The sequence below is a fragment of the Klebsiella sp. PL-2018 genome (assembly GCF_019048985.1).
In the GTDB taxonomy this organism is placed as follows: Bacteria; Pseudomonadota; Gammaproteobacteria; order Enterobacterales; family Enterobacteriaceae; genus Klebsiella; species Klebsiella michiganensis.
The window spans coordinates 49,333-70,498 of record NZ_CP077676.1 but is presented as its reverse complement, the minus strand read 5'-3'; the positions used below and the strand labels follow the sequence as shown (position 1 = coordinate 70,498).

The 21,166-nt window shown below is 58.9% G+C and carries 21 protein-coding genes; all 21 read right to left on the bottom strand.

Annotation, left to right across the window (positions count from 1 at the left end):
* Positions 1-2: 2 nt before the first annotated feature.
* Entirely contained in the window at positions 3-2,258 is a 2,256-nt protein-coding gene (traD, locus tag MKleb_RS29435) for a type IV conjugative transfer system coupling protein TraD (RefSeq protein ID WP_217077130.1), read from the bottom strand.
* A complete protein-coding gene (locus MKleb_RS29430; protein ID WP_217077129.1) occupies positions 2,255-2,710 on the bottom strand; it encodes a lytic transglycosylase domain-containing protein in 456 nt (151 codons plus the stop codon). The genes traD and MKleb_RS29430 overlap by 4 nt, the downstream gene beginning before the upstream one ends.
* An 87-nt stretch (positions 2,711-2,797) precedes the next feature.
* Positions 2,798-3,196, bottom strand: coding sequence for a hypothetical protein (locus MKleb_RS29425; protein WP_217077128.1), 399 nt, complete (start codon positions 3,194-3,196; stop codon positions 2,798-2,800).
* Positions 3,197-3,256: 60 nt separating this feature from the next.
* A complete protein-coding gene (gene traG / locus MKleb_RS29420) occupies positions 3,257-6,136 on the bottom strand; it encodes a conjugal transfer mating-pair stabilization protein TraG (RefSeq protein ID WP_217077127.1) in 2,880 nt (959 codons plus the stop codon).
* Positions 6,133-7,518 carry a conjugal transfer protein TraH gene (locus tag MKleb_RS29415; RefSeq protein ID WP_217077125.1) on the bottom strand — a complete coding sequence of 462 codons (1,386 nt, stop codon included), beginning with the start codon at positions 7,516-7,518 and terminating at the stop codon, positions 6,133-6,135. Before MKleb_RS29415 ends, traG begins: the two co-directional genes overlap by 4 nt.
* On the bottom strand, positions 7,515-7,940 hold the full coding sequence (locus tag MKleb_RS29410; RefSeq protein WP_217077124.1) for a hypothetical protein: 426 nt from the start codon (positions 7,938-7,940) through the stop codon (positions 7,515-7,517). The genes MKleb_RS29415 and MKleb_RS29410 overlap by 4 nt, the downstream gene beginning before the upstream one ends.
* A gap of 75 nt (positions 7,941-8,015) precedes the next feature.
* A complete protein-coding gene (locus tag MKleb_RS29405; RefSeq protein WP_217077123.1) occupies positions 8,016-8,483 on the bottom strand; it encodes a hypothetical protein in 468 nt (155 codons plus the stop codon).
* Positions 8,473-9,012, bottom strand: coding sequence for a hypothetical protein (locus tag MKleb_RS29400; RefSeq protein WP_217077122.1), 540 nt, complete (start codon positions 9,010-9,012; stop codon positions 8,473-8,475). The genes MKleb_RS29405 and MKleb_RS29400 overlap by 11 nt, the downstream gene beginning before the upstream one ends.
* Positions 9,009-9,560, bottom strand: coding sequence for a type-F conjugative transfer system pilin assembly thiol-disulfide isomerase TrbB (gene trbB / locus MKleb_RS29395; protein ID WP_228740832.1), 552 nt, complete (start codon positions 9,558-9,560; stop codon positions 9,009-9,011). Before trbB ends, MKleb_RS29400 begins: the two co-directional genes overlap by 4 nt.
* Positions 9,561-9,570: 10 nt before the next feature.
* Positions 9,571-10,347 carry a type-F conjugative transfer system pilin assembly protein TraF gene (gene traF, locus MKleb_RS29390; RefSeq protein ID WP_217077121.1) on the bottom strand — a complete coding sequence of 259 codons (777 nt, stop codon included), beginning with the start codon at positions 10,345-10,347 and terminating at the stop codon, positions 9,571-9,573.
* 13 nt (positions 10,348-10,360) lie between these two features.
* Complete coding sequence (locus tag MKleb_RS29385; RefSeq protein ID WP_228740831.1) at positions 10,361-12,244, bottom strand: conjugal transfer protein TraN; 1,884 nt, start codon at positions 12,242-12,244, stop codon at positions 10,361-10,363.
* Positions 12,237-12,986 carry a type-F conjugative transfer system pilin assembly protein TrbC gene (gene trbC / locus MKleb_RS29380; RefSeq protein WP_217077120.1) on the bottom strand — a complete coding sequence of 250 codons (750 nt, stop codon included), beginning with the start codon at positions 12,984-12,986 and terminating at the stop codon, positions 12,237-12,239. The genes MKleb_RS29385 and trbC overlap by 8 nt, the downstream gene beginning before the upstream one ends.
* Positions 12,987-12,993: 7 nt before the next feature.
* Positions 12,994-13,983, bottom strand: a complete 990-nt coding sequence (gene traU, locus MKleb_RS29375) for a conjugal transfer pilus assembly protein TraU (RefSeq protein ID WP_217077118.1) — start codon at positions 13,981-13,983, stop codon at positions 12,994-12,996.
* Positions 13,980-14,621: a type-F conjugative transfer system protein TraW gene (gene traW, locus MKleb_RS29370; RefSeq protein WP_217077116.1), complete on the bottom strand. Its 642-nt coding sequence runs from the start codon at positions 14,619-14,621 to the stop codon at positions 13,980-13,982. Before traW ends, traU begins: the two co-directional genes overlap by 4 nt.
* A complete protein-coding gene (gene trbI, locus MKleb_RS29365; RefSeq protein WP_217077115.1) occupies positions 14,621-14,992 on the bottom strand; it encodes a type-F conjugative transfer system protein TrbI in 372 nt (123 codons plus the stop codon). The genes traW and trbI overlap by 1 nt, the downstream gene beginning before the upstream one ends.
* Positions 14,993-15,051: 59 nt before the next feature.
* Positions 15,052-17,652: a type IV secretion system protein TraC gene (gene traC / locus MKleb_RS29360; protein WP_217077114.1), complete on the bottom strand. Its 2,601-nt coding sequence runs from the start codon at positions 17,650-17,652 to the stop codon at positions 15,052-15,054.
* Entirely contained in the window at positions 17,652-18,140 is a 489-nt protein-coding gene (traV, locus tag MKleb_RS29355) for a type IV conjugative transfer system lipoprotein TraV (RefSeq protein WP_217077113.1), read from the bottom strand. Before traV ends, traC begins: the two co-directional genes overlap by 1 nt.
* Before the next feature lie 9 nt (positions 18,141-18,149).
* Entirely contained in the window at positions 18,150-19,577 is a 1,428-nt protein-coding gene (locus tag MKleb_RS29350; protein ID WP_228740830.1) for a TrbI/VirB10 family protein, read from the bottom strand.
* A complete protein-coding gene (locus MKleb_RS29345; protein ID WP_217077112.1) occupies positions 19,574-20,299 on the bottom strand; it encodes a TraK domain-containing protein in 726 nt (241 codons plus the stop codon). The genes MKleb_RS29350 and MKleb_RS29345 overlap by 4 nt, the downstream gene beginning before the upstream one ends.
* Positions 20,283-20,858, bottom strand: a complete 576-nt coding sequence (gene traE, locus MKleb_RS29340) for a type IV conjugative transfer system protein TraE (RefSeq protein ID WP_217077111.1) — start codon at positions 20,856-20,858, stop codon at positions 20,283-20,285. Before traE ends, MKleb_RS29345 begins: the two co-directional genes overlap by 17 nt.
* Positions 20,855-21,157, bottom strand: coding sequence for a type IV conjugative transfer system protein TraL (traL, locus tag MKleb_RS29335; protein ID WP_217077109.1), 303 nt, complete (start codon positions 21,155-21,157; stop codon positions 20,855-20,857). The genes traE and traL overlap by 4 nt, the downstream gene beginning before the upstream one ends.
* Positions 21,158-21,166 lie beyond the last annotated feature (9 nt).

Genomic DNA, 21,166 nt, shown 5'->3' with positions numbered 1-21,166 from the left:
GTTTACATCTCCGGTTCGTGCCCGCTGACCGGGATAAAGTCGCGCTCCTCCCGGGACATGGCCGCCTGAGCGGTCGACTGCGCGTACTGCTCATAATCAGCCAGCGCATCCTGTGCCTCCTGTACCGGTGACGTTGTCACCGGCCCCCGCGTGATGGGGATTGTTTTCTCACGCCCGCCGCCCGTGGCAGCGGCTGTGCCTGCTGGTTTACTTTTCTTTTCTGCCGATGAGGCATCACCCTCCGCTGGCCGCGACGCAGTACCGCGGGCAACGTTAAGGTCGATCCCCGGGGGCACCGCCTTGCGCGACACCACCACCCCGGTGTCCCTGTCGATCACCTCGCCCGGGGGCGTCGTTGCCGGTGCCGCCCCGCGGCTGTCTGCGGCAGGCGTCACCGGCGCGGGGGCCGGTTTCTGCGGCGGGACAGCCACCGGTGCGGCCTCAAACAGCGCCTGCACGGCTTTGCGCTCCTCGCTTTCCACGGCAACCAGCTGCATCTCGATTTCCGGGTCCAGCGACGTCCTGATGTCCCGCTCAATCAGCGCGTCAGCCACCACCGGGCGTTTACGGAACTTCAGTTTCAGCTTCGTCACCGGATAATCCCCCGGTAGCGTGACGAAGCATTCCAGGTCATTCAGCATCTGGATGTCGGAGTAGCTTTTGATCAGCACGCGCTCCTCGTCCTTGCCGTAGCTGATCCCGTCCCTGACCTGCTCACTCCCGAACGAGGTCTGCTCGCTGAACCGGCGGCGGATGGTTTCCCCGAGGTCGGTGGCCACATGCTTCGCCACGTCCGCACTGGGACTGCGGAAAAAGAATTTGGTGTTCAACAGGTCATAAATGGCACGGGCAAAATCCTTGCCATAGGCTTCTTCCATCTGCGCATAGTTCTGAAAGCCCAGCACAAAGCAGCCGCCGAATTTGCGGCCCTCCGCGAGGACGCGGGGCAGACTCGGCAGCTTGTGCAGTGACGGAATCTCGTCATAGAGGAACCAGATACGGCGAAGGCGGTTCGGCTCCAGCGACAGCAGGTTGGTGGCGGCCATCCCCAGCCACATGGAAATCAGCGGCTTCAGTGATTCGTGATAACGCTCATTTGAGGTAATGAAAAGCCACGCGGGGCGTGGCTTGTCGGCGTTTTCCTGCATCCATTCCCGGATGGTGAACCGGGGCCTGTCGGGGCCTTCCGTTCCCTGCAGATAGCGCATTGCCTTGACGTAGTTGGTCAGCACGCTTCGGATGGAGATCGCCGTTTTTTCGATGCTGCCGTCGACCAGCGTGGCGGCAGGCGTGCCTTCCAGAAAGGCCCGCAGCTTGTCGAGCCCCACGCTCAGCATGGTGCGCAGAAATTTGTTGTAGTTGCGTTCCGGGTCGTCACGCATACGCTCCGCGCCTTCGGCAAAGATGGTGCGGGCAGACCCCTGCCAGAACGGGTCGGCGGCGTTTCCCATCGGGATCAGCGTTTCGGTCATGGACTCGAAGTCGGGCAGATTGAGGCACTCGCCCCACATGTCCCAGTTCGGGCAGCGCCTGTCCAGCGGATTGAGAATGACGTCGCCCCGAGACGGGTCGTAAAACTTCTCCACTACCGTGCAGCCTTTGTCGTAGATGATCGCCGGCTGCTTCCTGCGGGCGATATGGTCCAGCTGCTTTTCCAGCAGGGTACTTTTCCCGGTACCGACCGTGCCGTGCAGGGCGAAGTTCTGGATCTCCGCATCCTTCTTCATCGGCAGGCCGTCAATGACCATGTCGGAGGCTTCATCGCGGCGGCGCAGCATTTTCGCCACCACCCGGACGGGTTCAAACGTCCGGCCACCCAGCACCTCGTCCCCGCTCTGCCCCCGTCCGAGCCTGCCGAGACAGAAGAAGATGAGAGCATACGCCGTCCCCATGACCACGGAGGTGATGAGCAGGCAGTTCAGTATCTCGTCGCGCAGCTTTATCCCGCACCAGACGGCGTAGGGATCGGTGAGCATCTTGTCCCAGGTGAACGTGTAGGCATGGCCCTGATACCAGAGTTCAAAAACGGGCGGGCTGCGCATGATTTGGGTAAAGGAGACCAGCGACCGCGCCCACCAGTATTGCACCCCATTATGAAATATTTCGGTATTCATGCGGAAATAGATCACGGCCACGCTGACCACCAACCAGAGAATAACCAGGTAATAGAACATGGCGTTATTCACCTGCATGAACATGCGAAAGCGGAGCAGCGCTAATTGTCCGCCACGGGTAATGTCATCAGTTTTTAACGTCACAACTGCGCTCCTAATTCTCTCATCCGTTTTTTAATTTCCCCGGCATACCATAATCGGCGGGCGCGGGAACCTGGTTTAAATCCGGCGTTATAGCTGCCAATGCACTCCCATGTATAACCACAGGTGGCGAGATGCTTCGATAATATCCAGGCACCAATTTGCACGTTCAGGCAGGGTTTGAATAAATCTTCCTGACCACTAATAATGCCGCGTTTAATTAAATCCGGGGTATGGCGACTATTAATCTGCATGAGACCATAGTCCGTACCGAGATCTCCTTTATTGACGTTTGTGGCTTTGGGATTAAAGCCGGATTCGTGTTTAGAAATAGCCATAACCAGTACGACCGGAAGATGGTACTTACTGGCGGCCTCCCGATAGCAGAAGGCATGTGCAGAGCTGCAAACGCCTGCCGCCATCAGCAAAAGCAGGGCGTTGAGCAGGGTTTTCATTGGTGACTCGCAGAAGAAAACCGCCCGGAGTGGGCGGTTCTGGTTATTAACAGTTTAAAGCTGTAATTACTTTACTATCTTATTCATCTATATCACGTAACAAACTATGAAGGCTAACAATGCGGCAACACTGAACCCCATGGCATTAGATATGAATATCGTTATCAATAAACCTGATTCAAAAAAACCATCAGGCGAAAACTGGAGAAAAGAATTATACACAACAAACAAAACCAGAATGGATACCACAATCACCAATACACCAAACATTGGCTTTACTTCTATATCTCTAATTTTCTTAGCCCCGCAAGCCTCCATCATTCCGCCAAGCCTTGAATAGAAAAACAAAGGCATGAACGCAATAATCTGAGGCGCTAACAGTGACATTAACAATACACCAAGACCACTAACACCACTTAACAAGTGGTAAGCAAACGCAAAGAAAAGGAAGAAAACATTCACAATGTACATATCTTTAATTTTCATACGCCCCCCCACACACATTTAAGAACATTATGGAATAAATGCATTCTCAAATAAATGTTTTTATTCTTTCTTCTTAATATGTAGTGCATCAAGAACGTCATCCACTTTATCTCCTACAGGATCTTTTATTTCTCTAGCTCGTTGTGAGTGTTCCCACTGAACGCTCATTTTTTGTTTAGAAATATCTTCCTTGATATCACTTGCTGTACTTTCGATCCCCTTTTTCCCAGAATCTATATTATCAGCCGCCCCCTCAACAGTTGATTGGCTTTCCCTTTGCTGTCTCATCACCCGTGTACGGAAATCATCTCCCTCTTTTTCCAGCGCCGACCTCTCATCTTCATAGCGTTTCTGGTTATCTGACTTCACTGGAGCCCCTTCAGGTCGTGCGCTGCCATCATTCTGCGTCCGAGACACATCACCACTGGCTGCGTTGTGTGCTGGTTTTGCTGTTCCCGTTCTCGCAGCTGCTCCCGACGAATCAGCCTGTGCGGTGTTAGCGTCCAGCACATCGACGCCAAAGCCCGTTTTGCCCCCCGACGCCGCAGTCTGATGATGCTGCTCAATACGCCCTTTCACGCGCTCAGCCACAAAGGCATTCGCATACTCCGCCACCTGTTCGCGGTTTTCTGCAGAGTCTGTGTTGGTCAGCAACTGACGGGCTTCTGCCGGGTTTTTCTCCTGCATCCACGCCACAAACTCCTGATTCAGATTGCTGGTGACGGTTGCGCTCTCGCTGTCACTCATGCTGGCCATCCGGCTGAGTTCTTTCGTCCGGGACTTCGACCGGCTGTAATCGCTGTAATGATTGTCCGTTTCCTGTATCGAGTTCTGCACCTGTTTCAGGTCGTCACGACCATCGGATTCTATACTTCCTGCAGTAGAGTCAATGGACGCGCTTCGAACCATATTGAGTCCTTCGTTGAAAGAACGAGCCAAACGAGCATCGCGGTTTTCCCGACTACTACTATCACTATTTCCTCCTTTTGAGACAGTGTCGTCTTCACCTGAGTAAATTCTCCCACCTGTTGAGACGCCATTGCCGAGGATTTTTGCACTCACCGAGGCGTCTGCAAAGCCTTCATGCCCCATTTTCTCCAGGGTGTTATAGGCTTCCGTTTCCGAAACACCTTTCGATTTAGCATATGAACGCACCGCATCCATCACCTGCTGCGCCCCCTGCGTGGCCTGGCTGCTCATGCCGCTGCGGCTGTCGGTGCCCATACTGAAATTGTCACCGTGACGCTTCGCAAACGACTTCATACGCTGGAAGGTGTCAGACGAATCATGCCGCCAGCCCTCAAGGCTGGACTGCGTTTCCGCTTCACTGTGACGCAGCTGCTGCTGCGCCGTTGACTGCATCATCTTCCCGAAGTTGATGTGTGAGGCCAGATTCGACATGCCCCCGGCGGTATTGACCACCATGCCGCCACCGGCGGTCTGCATCACCGTGGTCCCGTTCGCCAGCTGCTCCGTGTTCTGCCCGGAAGCATGACTGCGGTTAGTGTCCCACTTGTACCCCTGGACGTTCTGCATCTGCATATTTTCGAAGGCGAAGTTCCCCTCGGCCACACGACCGGCACTCTGTGCTGCCGCCCCGGTATCCGATGCCGCAAACACGCTCGCCGCATTCGCCATCAGCCCGCCAATCCCGCTCATCAGCGCCCAGCAAATCACCGGAATGGAGGTCATCATCCACCCGGCTATGCTGCCCGCCATCGCGTGCTGCTGCTGTACCCGTGATACGGTCGACAGCGTGATGGCTGCCGGAGAGTCGGCTTTCAGGAACCAGACCATCGCCCCGTTACAGATGGCAAACGCTATCGGCCACAGCTGCAGGCTGGTCAGTGCCAGGACGTAGTATTTCAGCACCCGCATCGACATGGTGTTAATGCAGGCCAGAAAAATAATAAACGGGAACATGCCCACAAGGATTGCCAGCATGATGGTGTGCATCAGCGGCAGGTACTGTGTGGCAATCTGCGCCCCGGTCGAGTTCTGTATCATCTGGCGCTGGGTCGCCATGTCCGCCGACAGCGTGACCATCCCGGCCACCGCGTTGTTTGCCGAGCCGTAGGCCAGCAGGCCGCTGCGGATACCGTTCATCGTGACGTTCTGGCGCATGATTTCGCTCGCCGTGCTGCCCGCTTTGATGAAGTAGTTGTAGCTGTCACCCAGCATCTGCCCGAACAGCGGGGCCGCGTCACTGCGGTGCGGGAACATCTTCCGCGCATAATACGAGAAGGTGGTTCCGTTGGTGCTCACCTCATTATTCAGCAGCGTCTTCAGCTTTCCGGCTGCGGCACGACAGGTGTGGAACGTCCCGTCGATAAAGATGCCGCGCAGCGGACTCGGATTCTCAAATATCATCCCGTAAGGGTCGGCGCTGTTCATCAGGTCCTGCAGGGAGTATTTGTGCACCAGGTTGATATCCGGTATCACGCAACTGCGGACGTAGTCGTTGAACATCGCCACGGCGGTCGGGTTCAGCATCTCAAAGCCGGTGCTGTTCGACACGATTTTCGAGCCAAACATCAGCCCGGTTTTTGAGAACTGCATCGCGTCCGCAGGCTGGGCCACCACCACCTCATAGCCCCGCGCCAGCGCGTAGCCGATACTGGTCAGCATGCCCACCGGCAGGACGATACCCAGCGGCACGTTGTCGACCTTGTGCACCGCCGACACGTTGCTGACGTCAATCACCTGCACGTTGCGCTTCACCCCGACCAGCAGGGTGGGCACGAACAGGAAGATGAGGAAAAAGTTAAACAGCATTCGCAGGTCGCGCTTCTGCGTCCAGATATAGATTGAAACCAGAACCGACAGCATCAGCCCCCAGCGCACCAGGGTGCGGAACGTGTCGCTGTTGCAGTAGGCGGCGACGCCGTTGAGCATCTGCACCATCCAGCCCCCGGCACTGTATACGTAGATTTCTGTCACTGGCCCCCCTCAAAACGGTAGTTAGACTGGTAGGTACTGAGCATCCGGCTGGATAACTGCTGGCGCATGTAGGACATGTCGGTCATCACGCTCTGCAGGGTGCTCTGCTGTATCTGGATGTCGTTCTGCAGCTGCGTCAGCCGCGTGTACGCGATACTGATGTTGTCGTTAATCACGCTCATCGCCTCTTTGTTCAGTGGTTTCCCGTTAATCGCCCCGCGCGTTTCGTCGATGATTTCCCGCATGTACTTAATCAGCATGTCGTGGGCGATATAGGTGCTCATGCGCATTGCCACGCTCTCGTTCATGCCCAGCGACAGCGGGTCCATGATGTAGCTCAAAATCGGAATACTGGTTGAGTTGATAAAGGCTTTTTCCTTTTCCGACAGCCCCTCTTTGTCGCTTTTGGCTTTCGCGGATATGCCCGATATCAGGCTGGCCACGCGGCGGTTCAGGCCGTTTTCGGCCCGGATGGAGACGGTCTTCACGGTCATCTTCAGGCATTCACTGGTATCTGAGCAGCGGTATATCTCCGCATCCCCGCCGTCCATAATCGCCTTCACCAGTTTCGTGTCCCCGGCCCGTGACGGGACGGTAATGGGGTGCGACTGCGCGTCAAATATCACCGTGCCGGTCAGCGTGATGGCCATCTCCTTGAGTTCACGGTCGCCTTTAAACAGGGCGTTACGCTCCAGCATGTCCCACACCACGTTCTTGCTGGTCAGAATGAGGTCCTTGTACTCCGGTTTGTCTTTCACCTTGCTCTCGGCTTTGCTGGCCTGATTACCGACGCCGCATCCCTGTCTGGCTGCTGCCCAGTCCGTGAACATATTGCCGTCACCGGTGCCGATGGTTTTGCACAGGTCGTCTTTGTTCTCCTGGGTGGCAGGCCACAGCCCGCCAACAATACCCCTCGCCGCCTGACAGCTGCTCATGTTCATGCTGTTGACGTCGCTCGCCAGCTGCTGCAGATAGTCCTTTGCTGACGCCAGCATCGGCGTCACCGTTTTCAGGCCGAGGTCAAAGAACAGCCCCGGCGCGGCGCTGATGATGTTTTTGGCAAACGCCACAAACTCATCCTTGCTGATAAATGAGAACGAGCCGAGGAAGGCATCTATCCCGCCACAACCGGCATTCAGGCTGGGCAGCGTGATGGACGCCAGCTGGATGGTTTTGTTGGCGCTGCGCACGTAAATACCGCCCCCGGTGACATACGTTGCCGCCTGCCCCTGCCACGCCTGGGGCGAAGTGACGTTGTTGCCCGCCGCCCCCATGCTGTTAAAGAAGCCGCCCAGCTCGCTGTTTAAGTCCGCCTGCGCGGGCGGTATCGTGGCGCAGACGATGGCGGCCGCACTGAGCGCCGTCAGCGTAAGTTTTTTCATGATGACTTTCTCCTGAACAGACTGCGCCAGAGCAGCGAAACCGGATTGAGCACCACCCAGATACCGAGCCCGATAAAGGAGGCCATCAGATACAGCCAGCGGATGGTGTAATCGGCGTCGTGCTGCCATACCCGGTCATCTTTCGGCACATCGTGACAGCGGGGCCGGTAAGCCTCCGCCAGTGCTTTAGCTTCATCAGCGGGCAGTGCAGTAGGCGGTTCGCAGACCGTGGCGTTCACCATCCCGGCAGGTGCGCCATCGACAAGTTCGTGTGCCGCCTGCAGAAAAAGCCCGGAAAGCGAGGCGTTAAACGACAGGCCGACAAAACAAATAAACAGCGCCAGAGCAGGCGCGGTCACCAGAGAGAAAAAGGCTGCGCTGCCCAGCACCCGCAGGCGCTGCGCAAAAACAGAATTATGCATAAAGATTCCTTCAGGGGCCGGGCGCGGGAAATCCCGCCCGGCAGAGAGACATCAGAGAAAAATCAGGTCAGGTGATTATCCGCTCGCCCGGGCAAGAACGACGCGAACAACAACGGATATGGCGACGGCAAACGCGCAGACCACCATCACCGGTAACATAAAACCGGGCGATATCAACGCCGGATGGAAAATCATCCAGCTCAGCGCGAGAGTCGTCGCTATCTGGGCCAGCAGAACCACCAGGATTGCCGCGTCCAGATACCGCTGCTGTCGGCGCGGCATATCGTCACCGAGAAGACTCCGGGCGCGGGTAAGGGTTGCGCTGATAACGATGAGTCCCGGCACCATCATGCAGGTCAGAATGGCCATCACCTGCGCGTGGGCCGGATAATACCGCGCCAGCAACGTGCTGCCTGCCTGGAACATCCCCAGGATGAGGCCGACTCCGGCCACGGACAGCAGCCCGTAAAAAATCCATCCACCAATATCCCGCAACGCCATTTTCAGCGCCTGCCTCACCGAGGGTGTGGCTTTATTTTTCATGGCGGGTTACCTCTTTACCGTCAACGTCAGTGGCCGCCAGAAAAGCCTCCAGGTGGACGCGCTCCGCCTCCTGCCTTTCGCGCATCCGGGCCTGTTTCCGGTCCTGCTCAAGCAGGGCTTTCACGGGTTTCAGTCGCCGTGGGGTGAGCGGTACTCCGGACAGCAATAACGCGTTGAACAGCGCCAGCGCCTCCTGATTTCCGCTCTGCTCGCACACGCGCATTTCCGTCAGCGTCTCTTCCCTGTCGAGCACACCCCAGAGGGAAGGAAGCCGCAACAGCGGAATGATGCCGCCCCAAAGAACAGGAAACATCAGCAGCAGAGCGCGTATCACGTTGCCGGGTAACACTCCCCGCAGCGACATGGCGCAGACAAAACAGACCACCCCTGACATCGCCAGCACCAGGATGATAACGCTCAGCCTTCGCCCCTGCCTGCGACTCGTGTATTCCTGGGCATCCAGTCGCGCATTCAGGCTCTCCAGCCGCGCCTGAGTGTCTTTATTTTTTGTATTGTTCCCGCTCATCATGCCCCTCCGCGTTGGTGTTTTATGCGCTTCAGCGCTTCAATAAACACCGTGTCGAGGCGCTCCGAAAGCTGCGCTTCGGTGGCGTCCCCCTGCAGCAGTGGGAACGTGTCCATCGTGTTGACGTTCACCAGAAACGTGGTCGGCGTGGCCACCGGCAGTCCCTGGGCAAAAAATGCGGCCACCACGGCAGGCGGTGCCGGAACCGCATTCGGGAATGCTGCATCGGCTTCACCGTTCAGCGAGTACGGAAAGACCGCCACGCCGGTGTCCTCGCTCACCTTTCTCAGTACCGGGTCAAAGCGCTTGCAGTAGCTGCAGTCGCTCGCCATAAACAGCACCACGTTCCAGTCAGCCGTGTTCACCATCTGCCCGTTGCTCAGTCGCAGCATCCGGACCTTCTCCTCATGCGGTTCGGGCCTGTTCTTTACTTTCTCCAGCGCCTGTATTTCATCTATTACCGACGTGTTCGTCGATGCGTGAGAAAACGGGGCCAGGAGCACGGCACCGAGGATGGCCCCCGCGAGGACGAGCAGCATTCTTTTCAGCATGGGTGGCTCCTTAAAAATCGGGTTCAAAATCGGTGGCTATCAGGCGGAACTGCGCCGCCAGTGCGTCCTGCGCCCGGAAACCATACGACACAGGCCGCCAGGTCTTCTCTTTCGGGTTCACCAGGAACAGCGCCGGAAAATAGTTCACCTGCATCTGCTTCGCCTGCCCGCTGTCTTTCAGCGACTCCGGCAGGTCAGACGGCACCTCCCCGTCCACGGATATCATCAGTATCTTCAGGCTGTGGCTCTGCGCGAAGGCTTTCACCACATAGGCCATCGCCACGTCTATCGGGTTTTTCCCCTGGTAGAAGAAGAACAGCCCGTTGGTCTGCGTGAGCGTGGTGATGGCTTCCTGCTCCTTACGCTTCCGCTCCCTATAGTAGACCGGCGCGGTGGCGTTGGCGTTGCTGTACTGCAGGTTATAGTCCAGCTCCGGGTGCAGCAGGTACGCCTCCCGACTGCTCTGTGCAAACCGCGTCGACTTATTGACGATGAAATCCTGCAGCCGCTTGTACTGCGCAAAATTCTCGGCGGTCGGGAACATCAGCGCCCTGTCCAGCGCCTTTTCATACGCTTTCTGGAACGCCTTACGCAGCTCCGTGGCGTTTTCCTCTCGCCACGCCGTCTTCGGTGGCGGGGGCGGCGGCTCCTGCGCCGGCTCCTCCTCCGCCACGGGCGGGTCCACGTACCAGTGCCACCCCTCCGTATCCAGTCGCCGGTCCTGCGCAGCCCCGGTCAGACTCACCGCCAGCAGCGCCACGCCGCAGAGCGTTTTCAGGTAGTGCATGTGCGCCTCCGTGTTAATTTATCGGTGTTGTCGGGTTCTGGTTTTTATCCGGGTCAAACTTGCCTGAGAAACCCTTCAGGCTGTTGTTGACGCGGTCGAGCAGCTGCTGGTCCTGCGGGACGTTCGACTTTGACGACAGCTCATCAAAGAAGGCCGAGAAGTCCATGTTGTCAAAGCGCAGCTTCGACAGTTCATCCACGGTCATCCCCCGGCAGTCCGGGCTTTTCGCGCCCCCAAAACCGATACCCAGCTGACCTTTCCGTCCCTGCGCCTGCGCAATCTGTGCCAGCTTCGAGTCAAACAGGCAGTAGCTGGTTTTCTTCTGCAGGCAGGCCCCGAGCACCTTTTTGCTGCAATAGGTCCCCACCTGAATGGTCAGCCCCTTTTCCCGCGCCTTGCCCAGCGCCTTTTCCTCGTCACTGCAGTGTGCCAGCCCGGCGCTGTTCCCCCAGCCCCCGGACTGACAGCAGTTGCTGAATCCGAGGCCGGATTTCCGGCACGACTGGCCCTTGCCTGTGAAGACGCGCACGTCCATCGAGTCGCCCTTCGCATCCTCCCCGGCAGCGGCTAAGGCGGCAAGCGCCGAGACCGCTTCGGCAAAGTGGTTGTTGGTCTGCGCCTGGCTCTCCACACACGACCCGTCCTGACAAAACAGCTCATCCCCGCAGACCTGCCCCTTGCCGGTCGACTTGCTCTGGCACTGCCAGGTTTCCTTCTGCGAATAACAAATCCCGCCATCGCTGTCCTGGCACTCCACGCCGATGCGGGTACAGGCGCTGTCGTTTTTCAGCACCGTACAGGTGCCTTCGGTCGCCTCCTGGGATCGGTACGTGTCCTCATAGCGCCAGCAGCCCAGCGTGACCGGCCAGGATACGCCGTCAGCCGTCACCGTTTTTGTACTGCCCGGCTCCGTGCATTCGGATTTCTTCAGCTCATACTCAGCTTTACTGAACGGGCAGTTTTCAACCCACACCACCTCCGGTTTCACGCTGGATTTTTTTACCTTTACAACCAGGCGAATTTTCAGCTGCATATGCCGACGAAAAGTCATTTTCCCGCTGCCACTTCGCAGCTTTCGTGGATGCCATGAGGAGAACGGGACTCCCGCTGTGACGGTCGACGGTGACGGCGTGAAACGCACGTTTTGTTCGCTGCCCTTGTTGTGCCAGGCAATCTCCCTGCCCAGCACATGTATGGTCATGGGAAAACGCCCATAACTTCCCAGCGGATACGCCCATGAGTAGTAGGCTTCAACGATATCGCCGGTCACGGTGGGCGTGGCGGTTGCCGTCACTCTGTCACCGGACATCTCTGTCGGCATCTGGCTCATTTCAAACTCCTGGGTGACGTACTCCCAGGTTGTTGCACCCTTCAGCTCAAGCGTGGCGGTTCTCGTGCAGCGCTGTGCGACTTCAAGGTCGCGCTCGCAGGTCTTATTCACCGTCGTCACCTTGTCAAAGCTGACGCTTTTGCACATGTTCGGGTCGAACATGTTCTGCGCGTTATCGATGGCTTTCTGTCCTTGTTTCAGAAAATCATCCCCGGCGCTGACGCCCGGCATGTCCGGGGCCTTGCGCTTGTGCTCCTGAATCGACTGGCCCCATTCGGTGCTGTTGAACTGCGTCGAACCGGGTGCATTCATGTCCTTCCCGCTGCTTTTCACACCGCCGTAATAGCCGCCGTACTCACTTTCCGCCTTGTCCTTATCAAACTCCGGGACGTAATCACCGATATTGTTCCCGGCCTTTTCCATTTGTGCTTTCGTGACGCTGCCGTTGCTGCGCCCGAAGGCGGTGCCTGCGGAGAAGTCGCTGTTGCCGGCGATGCCGCCGGACGGCTGCAGCATCAACAGGCCTGTCAGCATCACGTACACCGCGCGGCTTATTGGGTTAATCATCGTCGCCCCCTTTTTTCAGGTACGCTTTCGCTTCTTTCCGGCATTCACCGCCCTCGCTGACCTTCTTCAGCAGCCCCTTCAGGCTGATGTCGCCATACACTACGTCAAAGGTCTTCCCGCAGCGCACCACCAGGGCCGGGACCGCCGTGATGCCGTAGCGCCCGAAGGCTTCCGGGTCAATCGACAGCCCGCCCCGGTTGTTCTCCTTCACCAGGTCGAACATTTTCGCCGTGGTTTTCTGCATGTTGTTGTCAATCAGCCCCCGGATGGTCGCCGGGATCTGATACCGGCTGGCCTGGTCAATCAGGCGACCCAGCGCCTCATCGGGCAGGGAGAAAGAGAGGAAGTAGTACGCGTCCCCTTCCGGCGGGCGCTCCCCCTGACCGCGCTTCTCCAGCTGCGCCATCGCCGCCTGCTGACGCTGCGTCAGCGCGTCCATAAAATCGCGGTCCGGGGCAGGGGTCTTGCGTTGCTGAAGCTGCTGCAGAAAATCAGACGGCGGCTGTTGCCGGTATGCCTCCACCTGCTGTTGCGTCTGCCGCAGAAAGTCCGCATCGGCCTGCGTCAGCGTGTCGTTCAGGTGAACACCGTCCAGCGGGGACGCCTGCGCGTTCACGCTCTCGCCCGGCGTGTCCGGGAGTGATTTCAGGTAGTCCGCGTCCGCCTCGCTGAGCGGCCCCTGCGCCATCACGCCCGCTGCAGCGAACAAAAGTAAAAACAGCCCTGTCGTTGTACGTTTCATCGGTTCCTCAAAGGTAGACGCAGTTGCGTTTTCGCCAGAGCAGCAGCCCGTAGCTGTAGGTGTCAATCGGCGTGGTGTGCGCCATCTCCCAGGTCACCGTTGAGGCACCGTAGGGGTGTCCCATCAGGATGTCGGGGATCATGATGGTCTGCTGATAGCGCCAGCGGGTTTTCGGCACAATCGGTGACGGGTACTGGTGACAGACCGCCACGTCCACGCCGATGGAGTTCCAGACCATGCCCTGCCGGTGCAGCTTGAACAGCATTCGCTCACTCATCAGCGCCGTCAGCTGCAGCGGCGTGTACTGGTTGTTGTTGCTGCCCGTCAGCGGGTAAATCGACCCGTGCGCCCCGGCACACCAGAACAAGGGCTCCAGCGGAAACACCGTGCTGGCCACCGCGTCAGCGGCACAGGCGGCCTGGGCGATCACGTTGCCGAACAGCGCCGACTCCGGCGTCAGCCACGCCGCCAGAATGTCGTCATTCCAGGTTGGATCAAGTTCGGAGAGGTACGCCACGTCCATGTCGCCGGTCTGCATACAGCCCACGGACGTCAGGATGTTCAGCCAGAACATCACCGGGTATTTGTAGTAGTGGACGTGATAGAACACCTCCGGCACTTTTCGCCCGCTCTGGTCCCCTACGCCCTCTCCCCGCGCCCCCGCCACGTCGACGGTAAACCCGCCCATGCTCGCCATACAGAACGGCGCCCGCGTGACGTCGGTGAGCGCCATCGGCTCCCAGAATCCGATGGCGATGCCGATGCGGTACAAAATCCCCATCGGGCAGATTTGCACAGGGGACGCCGGGTTAATGGTGTCCTTCATAATGCCCGGCACCACCGGCACCGACCCCAGCGTGAGGGGGAACATACAGGTCCAGCAGACGTCCGTTATCGGGTTCACAAACCGTCCCCGGCAGCTTGCCGCGCTGGCGCTGGCGGTCTGGCTCTGCAGCAGGGCCAGTGCAAACAGCACCATCAGCAAAAATCGTTTCATGGTTTCTCGTCCCGCAAATCAAACACGTCCACCCGCAGCAGACGCCCGCCCGTGGCCAGCGTCACCCGCGCCGGAATTTCATCAACGCGAAAGCGTTTCGTGAAGGCCCCGTTCTGGTCGAAGTACACCGCCTGCCCGAGGGTTTTTCCGGCCTCGTTGACGTTGCCGTTAACCAGCAGCACCACCTTGCGCTTCGTGCCGGTGTCCTGTTTTTTCACCCACGCCATCTGCGCGGCGTTGTCACCGTCGACAAAGAACAGCGCGTAAGGGAACGGCAGCGTATCGGCCGGGTTTACCGACTGCCCCTTGTGGGCAAACACCCGCCCCTTGTGGTCAGCAATGTCGTTTTCCACGGTAATTGACGGGTCGAACGTCCAGGTCTTGTTAGCCTTTGCCGTGCGCAGGCCCGTGGTCGGTGGCGGACGCAGCGTGGAGGCAATGACGCGTTTTTTCGTGTCTTCCTCCAGCCGCTTAAGCTCGCCGCTTTTTTCCATTTCAGCGAGCCGGTCGTGGATAAAATCCAGCATATTCTGCTCGTAAATGGGGTACACATCCCCCCAGGTACCGAGCGGCTTTGCCGCCGCCGGCAGACTGAGCAGCGACAGCAGCAGGCCGGGCCAGACGCGACGGCGCTTCATCACTGGCCTCCCTGACGCATCCGGCGGGCGATATCACGCTGGATATCGGCGGTGATATCGTCCAGGCCGCTCACCACCGCCGCTTTCACCAGCACCGGCTGATGGTGAACATCCGACCAGTCAGCCAGCGACTGCGTGAGCGCGTCATTAAAACGGGTCACCAGCCGGGCCTTTTCGTCGTCGCTCAGATGCTGCTCCGCCGTCTGCGTAGTGAAGGTGTCCACCGTACCGCGCATATCAAAGGTGACCGGCACCGGCTGTGACCACACCTTCCAGGTCAGCAGCCCCAGCCAGAGCAGTTCCGCCAGTACCAGGAGCGCAGCGGCAGCGGGCGCCAGCCAGGAGGCGGGGCGCGTTTTCTCGTTTTCCATAGGGAATTCCTGTCGAATAATGGCCCGCAGCCTGACGGCCGCGGGCAGGGATGTTGCCGTCAGGCGGCGCGGTCGTGCTGGTCGGCCCAGGCTTCCAGTTCGGCCATTTCCTCCGGCCAGTTGCGGTGGGCCAGGGCATACACGGAGTCATGGATATGCCAGTCCGCCTTACGCTTCGCTTCAAGAAACTCAAAATCCGGTCCCTTCGAGCTGTACATGGCCCGGGACAGCGGGTCGACGAACAGCCGGTGGAATGAGCAGGTGTCATTGATACGCAGCATGAACGAGCTGAACCACTGCTCTTTCGCATCCCCGAAGCGACCGATGATTTTCTTCTCGTACTCGCTGAACTGCGACGGGTTGCGTTCGCAGTAGGTTTTGAACTCGGAGGCGTCCTGCTTGGCGATGATTTTGAAGGCCGAGTTCCCCCAGGCCGCTTTCGCCGCGCTTGACGCATCCACGCTGTCGAAGTCCTTGATGTTCTGCGAAATGGTGATGAACGCCCCGAGGTGGCGGCGCACGGTACGGTAGCCCGTCTCGATAAACTCCCCGACCTTCTTGTTTTTGAAGTTCAGCAGCTTCCAGCCCTCATCGATGGCACAGACTTTCTTCAGCGTGCGCGGCGAGTGGTACATCTTGTCCTCGATATAGACAATCAGGGAGAACATCACCGCAACCAGCAGGTCAGGCCGCTTCCCGAGACTGCCCATCTCCAGCACAATCAGGCGGGCCTCGTCCGTCAGCGACGGTTTTTTGCTGTTGAAGTATTCGCCGTACAGGCCCCAGCTGCAGTATTTCCCCAGCAGGACAATCATCTCGTCCAGCCGGGACGCCAGCGTCATGGCCCCCTCCTGGCGGTAGCGCTCAACGTCCTTCTGCAGTTCGGCCACCACGTCATCAATCAGCGCGTTATTGCCCTTGTTGTGCCAGGCCGTTTCCACCGCCGCCAGCAGCAGCGCATCATGCACTTCGTCGAGGTTGCCGTCCGGGGAGGCGAGCACCCCCATCAGGTCACGGATACGCTCGCCGCTCTCCACAATATTGGTGACATTGGCGAACGGGTTAAACGACACCTGCGAGGCATCGATGTAGGTGCCGCCCATGTTGTCGCAGAACGATTTGTACCCGTCCCCCATGTCGAACACCCACACCAGACCGCCGCTGTCCAGCACGCTTCGGAGCACCGGCTGCACCAGCCCGGTTTTCCCGGCCCCCGAGGTGCCGCTGACCGCCATGTTGGAGTTGGTGTTCCCCATGCCGTCCCCGTACAGGTCGATAAACGCCGCCTGGTTGCGGTAGCTCGGGGCCAGCAGCCCCTTCTGGCACAGGCGGTTATCCGCCACCACCGGCATCAGGTTCACCGCCTGAATGCTCTCGGCCCGCCGGCAGGCCCCGTCAAGACGCAGGTCCTGCCACAGCCCCTCGCCCGCCATAAACGGCAGCGTGGCCATCCAGTTGCGCAGCATCTTGTACTCAGGCTTGACCAGCTCGATGCCGTTTTTCTTGTAGGTATTAATGAGGCGCTGCTCTGCCGCCAGCACCTTACTCTCATCATCTTCCGTGAACAGGGTGACGCTGTAGTGAAAGCGGACCAGCGCACTCTCCCCGCTGAGCAGCCGCCCGCGAATATCGTTCCACTCGTCGCGCTCCCGGGTGACCATCGGCAGGATTTTGGCCATCGTTGAGTTGGCCACCTTGTCCTTGTTCAGGAACTTGCGGGTCGCTTCCCCCTGCGTCGCCGCCTGGTCTTCAGTTTCGATGATGAACGTCACCACAAACGGGTCGGGGATCGTGTTCATCGGCGACAGCAGGTTGCTGATGTTGTCCCCGGCCTGCCAGAGCATGAACTCCTCCGGGTTCTTGTCGAGCATAAAGTTGGTCAGCCGACAGTGCTGGCGTCCCCCAGCCGGGTCCGGCAGGCTGTATTTGATTTCATCCGGATAAATGCCGAAGTCTATCCCCGCCTCCACGCACTGGAAGTTGATGTCCTCCAGCGGGTTGACGGTGAGCGCCTCGCGGAACAGCTCGCCCGGGCGCAGGTTAATCAGTGAATGCACCATGTTCAGCAGGCCGTTGCCGTCCACCGGCTCCACGTTCAGCTCCGCCCCGCGCAGGGAGGCCGACAGCAGCTCCTGAATGTGTTTAAACTTCACTTTGGTTGTGTCCGGGTCGCCTTTTTTCGGCTCCGTGTAGCTGATGTACAGCTCATAGTTACGCAGCGTCAGCGGCTGATTTGATGGCGACTTAAACCCTTTCACCGCCGCGTTCTGAAAATACGCCCGCGTGATGCGGTTGAATTTTTCCGCCTCCTTCCCCGTCCACTGGAAGTCCTGCAGACCGTAATCCAGAATGTCCCCAACCACCGGGGAAGACTTCAGGTGTACCGTCAGCGTGCTGTTGCGCGGCAGTTTGGTTTTGACCAGGTCGTTCAGCGCGTCAACGATGGTTTCGTTCGCCCCGATGAGCGGCGGGGCTTTCAGCAGAAAGCCGATGGTCTTCTTGTTGATGAAAATCCCGAACTCTTCATCGTACAGCCGGTACGGCAGCAGGCTGGCCAGCTGCGGGTAGTCCATCTGGGCCAGCGCATCGTTTGCTGCGTTGACGCCGCCCGGCGCGGTCAGGGACTTCAGGGCTTTGAGGGTGGTTTCAACAATCGACATCAGCGCCACTCCCCCGGTCGGGTGACGACCGATATCACGTTATCGCCGTGATACGCCCCGTCGTTGTCCACCCATGCCGCCACCCATATTTTCCCGGTGCCTTCCGCCAGACGCAGCGGCTTCACCACCGGGCGCAGCGGCGTGCTGTAACCTGGGGTCGCCGCAGCAGTGTCTGTGCGAAACGGCGAGGCCGGACCGGTCGTCGTCGCAGGCGGCACAACAACGCCTGCCGTTTTACCTGCCGGATTGCCCGTCATCGCGCCTGGTGTCGCCTGCGTGTTTTTTGCGGAAGGCTCAGCCAGAACGGGCAGTTGCTGCGCACCCCCTACCCGCTTTGACTGCGTTTTCATCGCCGCCTTTTCATTAGCCTGCAGCATGGTCATACACTGGTCTTCCGCCGTGGCCCCGCACTCAAACGTCGATTTTCCTCCGGCGCAGCCAGTCAGCAGCGCCACGCCCGCCAGAACGGGCAGCCATATCAGTTTCATGTGTGTTCCTTAATTATCGGAAGGGAGGTGTTTTATCACTTCACGGAAGTCCTCTTTCGTGAGAGTGTCGCCCAGCTTGTATTTCGCCATTTCTGCCGCGTTCTGCGCCTCGGCGCGGGTCTGGTACACAACGTCGCTCGCTCCGTCCTTCAGCCTGTCGGCGTAGTCTTTCCCGTTTTTCTCCAGCGCCTTATCCCGCGCCAGCTCCGCCAGCGTCTTCGGCTGGAAGCCGTCATTGAAGACCAGCTCCACCTCATTCCCGGCCCCAATCGGGATAATCGGGTGATACTGCTCGGCGCGTTTGATGTAATACTCGCTGAGGGTGTTTGCCGCTTTCGACGCCCCGCCGCCCATGCCGCCTTTCAGCACGTCACCGATGCCCGGTGAAGCCGTGGCCCCGACGCCGACCTGTGTCTGCGACAGCTGCTGCATCCCGCCCCCGAGTCCGTCCACAAAGCCGGCTGTCCACGCCCAGCCAAGGACTTCCCCGTTGCGCATCACCACTTCCCCTTTGATGCCGTTCTTGCCTTTAAAGGAGACATGGCCCTTTATCTCCTGGTCGATGGTTTCCCCGTCGATGATGCAGCTCAGGGAGCGGGTCCGCACTTCGGCTCGCTCGCTGGACACGTCCCCGTAGGCCGCGAGCGTGACAAAGCAGCCGGTCAAATCCACTGTCTGGTCGTTCGGCATCCGGGTGACGCCGGTGATACGCAACTGCATCGGCGCGGTGTCGTTCGCCCCGGTGACGCTGGCGTTGGCATCCGCCCCTTCTATCGTCACAGACGGGGAGAAGCTGCCGGACGGAATGTAGGGGAACTTATAACGCGGCTTCTCCGCATCCTCGTCGCGGGGGTACGCAAACTCGCTGCGCCGCAGACCGCGCGACCGGTCGTCACGGATAATCACGCGGTCAGCGCCCGGTCGCATACCCGGCTGCTGCACGCCGAACGCATCCGGGCGCATATCCGGGGTCTGCACGTCCTGACCGCCGGGCGTTGTCCCGCCCGCCGATGCGCCATCCGAAGCCGCCCCTTCCGTCACGGGCAGGTTCGGACGGGGGATACCGTCATCCCCGGTCTGCCCTGCCCCTGAATCCCCGGCACCCTGCTGGCCCAGCCGGGTCAGCTTCTCCTTCAGCTCGGCGTTTTCCCGCCCCAGGTCGTCCAGGCGGTTCGAGATGGCCTTCATCTGCTTCACCGTCTCTTTGTTCAGCTTCTGCGCCTCCTCGATGGCGGCGGTCTGCACCTTGCCTGTCAGGTTTTCATCCACCACTCCGGTCATGTTCGGCGCCGGGGCCGCAGCCTGCGCGGGGGCATTATCCTGGTTCAGGTGGTCCATATACAGCCAGCCGCCCCCGCCCAGCACGACCAGCCCGGCGAGAATGGCCAGAAATTTGGTGTTCTGCTGGCGACGCGTTTCCTGATTGATGTTTTTCACTGTACGCTCCCCGCATCCCGGATAACGACCGCCTCCATACGTCCGCCGGCGATAAGGCTCGCGGACTGAGGAATGAACATCACGCTGCGCACACCGCGTCCGGCAAAGTCGCTTTCACGCAGCGCCACACCGTAATGCAGCGGGTTGGTCAGCGTGTAGCGCTCGATGGCCAGATTGCCCCCGCTGTACAGCGCCACCCGCGTCAGCCCCAGCGGAATACCCGGCCAGGTGACCGCCGTGGGTTCGGTGTTAATCAGCGTATAGCCTCCGGGCGTTTTCCCCGCCGCGATGGCCTGGTGAATATCGACCAGCACCGACTCATACGGCGTTTTCTCCTCCCAGCGGCGCGTGGCTTTTGACGCCACCGGCTCGGTACCGTGAATAATGTACGAGGCCCCCATGCCCGCCCGGGGCGTCACGTTAACCAGATAGCTGTTGCCCGACAGGGTCTCCAGCACCAGGGTAAACGGCTTGTCATCCCCGGCCAGCACGGTGACCGCACCATTGCCGGTTTTCTTCTGGTCAGTCAGGGACCCGTTCGGATCGGTGATAGCGGTGATCGGGTCACCTTTCACGCTGATGAGGTTCGGATTCTCTTTACTGAGCGTCATCCGGAACGTGGCTCCGGATTTGCCCGTCAGCCCGTCAGCCAGGGTCGTGAACGACACGACCCCGGTGAGCGCGGCCGCCAGCAACCAGTGAGCATTACGGCGCGTTTGCATTGGCTTTTTTCACCTCTTTAAAGGATTTGAGGTAGAGCACCCCGTCTTCCGGCTCCAGCTCCAGCCGGTATGTTTTCGATTCCGGTATTGGCTTGCTGTCGCCAATCCAGGTGGTGAGTTCCCCGCTGATGTCCACGGTCAGGTCATCGGGGTACACGCGAAACGACTCCGGTGAGAACGACGAGGACACGGCGTTGTTGATGATCTGGTCGGCTTCCCTATCCAGAATGACCTTCATCTCAGGCCGGGAGGCAGGCCGTACCCACTGCAGCAGGAACTCATGCTTACGTTTCACGCTTTCCGGCGACACGTTCAGGCGCATCGGCAGGAAGCTCATCGCAATCTGCTGCTGGTAAGTCGAACTCATATTTTCTTCAGAGATAATGAAGGGCGAGTTGAAGGCCATCGGCACGACAATTTTTTCCTTCCTGTTCTGAATTTTGCTGTTGGTGACCGCCAGCTGCACCGTGGCAATCAGCGAGACCATCAGGAACACAAGCAGGCCGGTGATAATCAGCGCATACACTTTGCCTTCGTTATGCGCGGCTTTGACTTTCATAACCATTTCCTCAGACTGGAACGGGGCACTACCCGGTAAAAGGAGAACAAAATGCCAGGCAGATGCCAGTACAGCCAGCTGTAAAGCCAGCGGCTGTCTTTGCCTTTTTTGAGGTATTTAATTCCCGCGAACAGGAGAGCGCCCAGAATGAACCCCACCAGAAGGTCATTTAAAAAATAAAATGTCAGCGCCGGTGGGGTCATCGCCAGAATGAATTCATCCAGAGAAAAAAAGATGATTTTCATTTCAGCATCCAGGGTCTTCGGAAAACGATAACGCTTCGATTTATCGTCTTCCATGTCCGTCCC

Excerpts from the sequence above, each read along its gene's own strand:
- MKleb_RS29385 (WP_228740831.1), bottom strand. The coding sequence starts at position 12,244 with ATGATTAACCCAATAAGCCGCGCGGTGTACGTGATGCTGACAGGCCTG.
- MKleb_RS29430 (WP_217077129.1), bottom strand. The coding sequence starts at position 2,710 with ATGAAAACCCTGCTCAACGCCCTGCTTTTGCTGATGGCGGCAGGCGTT.
- trbI (WP_217077115.1), bottom strand. The coding sequence starts at position 14,992 with ATGGAAAACGAGAAAACGCGCCCCGCCTCCTGGCTGGCGCCCGCTGCC.
- traV (WP_217077113.1), bottom strand. The coding sequence starts at position 18,140 with ATGAAACTGATATGGCTGCCCGTTCTGGCGGGCGTGGCGCTGCTGACT.
- traU (WP_217077118.1), bottom strand. The coding sequence starts at position 13,983 with ATGAAACGATTTTTGCTGATGGTGCTGTTTGCACTGGCCCTGCTGCAG.
- MKleb_RS29345 (WP_217077112.1), bottom strand. The coding sequence starts at position 20,299 with ATGCAAACGCGCCGTAATGCTCACTGGTTGCTGGCGGCCGCGCTCACC.
- traC (WP_217077114.1), bottom strand. The coding sequence starts at position 17,652 with ATGTCGATTGTTGAAACCACCCTCAAAGCCCTGAAGTCCCTGACCGCG.
- MKleb_RS29415 (WP_217077125.1), bottom strand. The coding sequence starts at position 7,518 with ATGAAAAAACTTACGCTGACGGCGCTCAGTGCGGCCGCCATCGTCTGC.
- trbC (WP_217077120.1), bottom strand. The coding sequence starts at position 12,986 with ATGAAACGTACAACGACAGGGCTGTTTTTACTTTTGTTCGCTGCAGCG.
- traF (WP_217077121.1), bottom strand. The coding sequence starts at position 10,347 with ATGCACTACCTGAAAACGCTCTGCGGCGTGGCGCTGCTGGCGGTGAGT.
- traE (WP_217077111.1), bottom strand. The coding sequence starts at position 20,858 with ATGAAAGTCAAAGCCGCGCATAACGAAGGCAAAGTGTATGCGCTGATT.
- MKleb_RS29405 (WP_217077123.1), bottom strand. The coding sequence starts at position 8,483 with ATGAAAAATAAAGCCACACCCTCGGTGAGGCAGGCGCTGAAAATGGCG.
- trbB (WP_228740832.1), bottom strand. The coding sequence starts at position 9,560 with ATGCTGAAAAGAATGCTGCTCGTCCTCGCGGGGGCCATCCTCGGTGCC.
- MKleb_RS29410 (WP_217077124.1), bottom strand. The coding sequence starts at position 7,940 with ATGCATAATTCTGTTTTTGCGCAGCGCCTGCGGGTGCTGGGCAGCGCA.
- MKleb_RS29400 (WP_217077122.1), bottom strand. The coding sequence starts at position 9,012 with ATGATGAGCGGGAACAATACAAAAAATAAAGACACTCAGGCGCGGCTG.
- MKleb_RS29425 (WP_217077128.1), bottom strand. The coding sequence starts at position 3,196 with ATGAAAATTAAAGATATGTACATTGTGAATGTTTTCTTCCTTTTCTTT.
- traW (WP_217077116.1), bottom strand. The coding sequence starts at position 14,621 with ATGAAGCGCCGTCGCGTCTGGCCCGGCCTGCTGCTGTCGCTGCTCAGT.
- traL (WP_217077109.1), bottom strand. The coding sequence starts at position 21,157 with ATGGAAGACGATAAATCGAAGCGTTATCGTTTTCCGAAGACCCTGGAT.